We start from the raw sequence: 4,202 nt of genomic DNA, 5'->3' as shown, positions 1-4,202 counted from the left end.
TTCTACACAAGGCTTATTCCGGGCACTGGCAAGATGCCAGTTCTACACAGGGACTATTCAACAGCCACTGGCAAGATGCCAGTTCTACACAGGGACTATTCAACAGCCACTGGCAAGATGCCAGTTCCACAAAGGGAAAAGGGAAAATAGGGCAAAGGGCAAAAGGGAAACAGGCAAAAGGGTTACCGAATCCACGCACACCCACACACCACACGAAAACCAATAATGTTGACGTAGTGCCTGAGGGCAGGATCAGAGTTGTGGCGAGACCCAGAACGGCAGTGCTCAGGGTTGCCGACCCAACAACCCCCCCGCAAAAGCCGGTGCTTATTATAATTATCATTATTAATATTTGGCTCATCTTGCCAGACACTGCCATCTCTTGGCGCACCTTTATAGTTTGAGTGCCAATGGTCTGCACACCACTCCCACACATTCCCATGCATATCGTAGAGTCCAAAGTTATTGGCTACGTCAAAACGACCGACTGGGGTTGTTTCCTGAACAGATTTGCCTTTGGAACCAAAGCCATAACTATAGTCATAGTTGCTATCATAGTTAGCTAGGTCAGTTGTAATGGTCTCGCCAAAATGAAACGGAGTCGTTGTACCTGCTCGACATGCATACTCCCACTCGGCTTCACTGGGCAAGCGATAAGGGCGTTTCGTATACTGGGACAGCCGCTCACAAAACTCCACCGCATCATCCCAGGAGACTCGCTCTACAGGTCGGTATTTCCCGTTAAAACGGGATGGATTGGGGTCAAGTTTTCTATTGACTTGGGGTAGGGCGGCGACGGCTTGCCATTGGGCTTGGGTCACTGGGTATTTGCCCATGAAGAAGGATTTAACGGTGACTTGATGCTGGGGACTTTCATTTTTTTTATGCCCCTCTTCGGTTTCTGGGGAACCCATGATAAAGCTCCCTTTAGGAATCGCAACCATCTCTAGCTCAACTCCATTCCCTAAGTCTTGGCTAAAACCATAAGCTTGGTGCTGGTGACGGTGGATGATGGGTTCTAGTTTTCTTCTGAACCAGCCTGTTTGTTTCAACTCAATAGTTGCCACTTCAAAATCAAACGGTTCTAGCTCAATGTCTGGGGATGCTTCTGTCCTTCCTCCAAGACCAATGACCACCTCACATTCAAAGGTTGGCAGGGGTGGACGTTGGGGAATAGTTGATGCATCTGAAGACTGACTAGAACTTCGTTCCAAGTCTTCAGCTAACGCTGCATACTCTCCTCCCAAACTATACAAAACCTGAGTAGTAATCTGGGCAAAAGGCATTATCTGCTGTTTAGTAGCTTGATCCCACTTAGAATCGGCAGACAGCAAAGCCATAAAATTCTTAATGGATATACCGAGTTTGTTGGCAATATACTGAGAAACTGTCTCCAGTACTGTCTCAACATCAGGAGTGATAACCGAATCTAACAGTAACTCCCTAACCCCCTCGACAAACTCATACTGAACTATCTCCCCTTGAGAGGAAACGGGTTGTAAAAGACCACTCATGAAGACTTCAGCAACATGAACCTGCATCGACTCTGGCAGCAGAGTTGCTTGGATAAGATCAACGACCGGCAAACTCACAGGAACTGCTGCCATCAATCCCGCTAAACGTCTTGCTGTAGGGGATGCTGTTGTCCGAAATCGCTTCACCAAGTCTACCGCAGATAGTTGATCGTGAGCTGTTGATGAAACTTCGGGTAAAGAAGCGATTAAAGATAACTCCAATAAAATCCCAGCGGTTTGGGTATTCCCTACTCCAGCCACCACTCGCGACCATTGTTTGAGAGAATCAGGTTCTAAGGTAACCACAGGTAACTTTAAACTGTTGGCACGATCGACCTCTGTCCAAACAGGTAATCCATCAACTACTAGTTTACTATTGGCAACGCCTGGGACTAAAGCACTTAATTGAATGGGAAAGCCAGCACCTAATGCAGTTCGTCCCCACAACCGTTCTGGCAAGAGTTGTACAATTGCTAGGGAGCCTGCATTAGACCAGAGTTTCACGAGGTCATGGATTTTACTTTGACGCCAGATTGGAGATATGCAATCACTAATTAACAGGATTAAGCGCCTACCTGCAGGGTCTAATAATTCCTTTGGACTACAGAAACGTTGCTTATTTGCTGAGAAGTTACCCTTGGGAAATAGCTCGATTTCCCCATCATGATTAGTTTTTAAGCCCCAAGTGCGAACATATCGAAAAGCGCCTTGGAGTTCAGTCAGTCTCTGAAACTCAGCGATTATTTCTTTCCAAATTACTGTGGAACGGGATTCCTCCACCACCAGGGCTAAATCCAACCACCGTTCCGGTGCTGGCTTGAGTATGGGTGTCCAAATCTTTTTTTCGACAATCTGGGTAACGGTTTCCTCTTCATCAATAACCGTTTTAGTTTGAGAAGGAACTTTCCGCATCAGGGGACGCAATGCCCTTGCTAACGCTAGAGTTTGGCGTAATGCTGGAGCAGCAGGTGCTTGAAAGGGAATGCCTTCAGATACCGTTTTATCTTTTGACTTATGGGGTGAGAAAGAGGGAAGATGAGCAGAGGCAGTAGGTGATGGAGATGCAGGTGTTTTCCGGTTGCTGTCAATAAACGTTTGACGCTGTTTAACTGGTGTTTCAGGAGAGGAAGTTTCCTCAACCTTATCAATCTGAACCGCTAACCAGAGGATATCGGCAATTTGTTCAGCATCCAGGTTGATTTCAGCCTGTTTTAACCGGACATTCAGTTTAGTAATACCAACAGAGCTGATTTCTGGCTGCATCATTCACCCTCAGTACTACTTAGATTCTTGAGCAATTGTTCAATCAATTGTTCTTTTTCTTGACCAGTGGGTGCCGATTCGCGAGTCATCAAGTAAATAGCATTCAGGAGTTGATCGGTTGCTAAATCTCCATTACTACGTTTTTTCAGAAATTGCTTAATTAACTCCGGAGCCTGTTTGGTAATCTCCGGCTCTGTACCCAAATGAGCTGTCACAATTTTCTCTAACTCTACATCACTGGGTTCCTTTATATTCAGCCGCAGACAGCGTCGCAAGAAGGGGGGCGGAAAGTCTCGTTCTCCATTGCTAGTGAGAATTACTAAGGGAAACGCTTTACAGCGTATTCGTCCTTCTGTAATATCTACTTTGATATCTTTAGCAGTTGGCTCATTTTCATCTTTATAAGCGGTTCCTACTGCCACTGTTTCCAACTTTTCTGAAATCCGAACTAATTCGGGTATTTCAAATTCCCCCTCTTCAAACACATGCAGCAAATCATTAGGCAAGTCTATATCACTTTTATCAATTTCATCAATCAGTAGCGCTCGCGGCTTATCTGATGGTAAGAGTGCTGTACCCAACGGTCCGAGTTTAATATAGTTCCCAATTTCTTTGAGATTATCCTGATTAGTCTTATCCTGTTGCTGAGCATCCTGTAGACGACCGATGGCATCATAGGCATAAAGACCATCCTTCAACGTTTTCCTGGTTGTAATCGGCCAGTATAACACTTCACCTAATTTTAACTCATAGGCAACCGCATAAGCTAAGGATGTTTTTCCAGAACCTGGTTTTCCGGTTACTAATAAAGGACGACGCAGGTAAAGGGCTGCATTGACTAAATCAATTTCTTCAGAACGAGCCTGAAACGTAGCACCCCGTCGTTGCGCCTTGTTGATATTCCCATCAAACTGACGCCAACTCGGTGGAGGGGGTAATAGCTCATCAATTTCCCCATCAATAGGTTTACCAGTGCCTTGAAATATTTTCCAATTATTCATATCACATAGAGTACTCGATACTAGGGGGCACGCGATAGGGGTCTTCCCATAATAAGGAAAGATGGTGTCCAATGTGAGTATCTGGAGGCATAGGTAAATCCTCTAATCGTTTCTTTTTGACGGCTTCAGGTAGTTCATGAATACAGCAGCAGTTGATTAGTCCATCAACCTGCTCTTGGCAATTTTTGGATAAATTCTGTCTTAACCATAAGGCTACTGGTATAGCTGCTTTCAGGATTACGGCAAATACGCTACCTTTACCTATTGTTGGAGGAGCTTTTAGCAACTTAAGTCCAATCACATTTTGTTGACTTAACTGGACAAACAATCGATCTAAATCCTGATCATCACCTGAGACAAAACCATTACAGGCAGACCCGGGAAATTGTTGCAAGAAATGCCACTTCTCTTGCCAACGTCCTCA

1 protein-coding gene and 3 pseudogenes are annotated in these 4,202 nt (G+C 45.1%); all 4 read right to left on the bottom strand.

Annotated features, from left to right (window positions below):
• Positions 1 to 182: 182 nt before the first annotated feature.
• A pseudogene (locus tag F6K53_RS35385) lies at positions 183 to 1,010 on the bottom strand (formylglycine-generating enzyme family protein); the annotation flags it as partial.
• 360 nt (positions 1,011 to 1,370) lie between these two features.
• A pseudogene (locus F6K53_RS35380) lies at positions 1,371 to 2,777 on the bottom strand (SAV_2336 N-terminal domain-related protein); the annotation flags it as partial.
• Positions 2,777 to 3,778: a MoxR family ATPase gene (locus F6K53_RS35375; protein WP_293083979.1), complete on the bottom strand. Its 1,002-nt coding sequence runs from the start codon at positions 3,776 to 3,778 to the stop codon at positions 2,777 to 2,779. The gene F6K53_RS35375 and the pseudogene F6K53_RS35380, both read right to left, overlap by 1 nt.
• 1 nt (position 3,779) lies before the next feature.
• Positions 3,780 to 4,184, bottom strand: a pseudogene (locus tag F6K53_RS35370) (hypothetical protein); the annotation flags it as partial.
• Positions 4,185 to 4,202 lie beyond the last annotated feature (18 nt).

The organism is Moorena sp. SIO4A1, from assembly GCF_010672065.1.
GTDB lineage: Bacteria > Cyanobacteriota > Cyanobacteriia > Cyanobacteriales > Coleofasciculaceae > Moorena.
This window is presented reverse-complemented; position numbering and strand designations above follow the sequence as displayed.

Excerpts from the sequence above, each read along its gene's own strand:
- F6K53_RS35375 (WP_293083979.1), bottom strand. The coding sequence starts at position 3,778 with ATGAATAATTGGAAAATATTTCAAGGCACTGGTAAACCTATTGATGGG.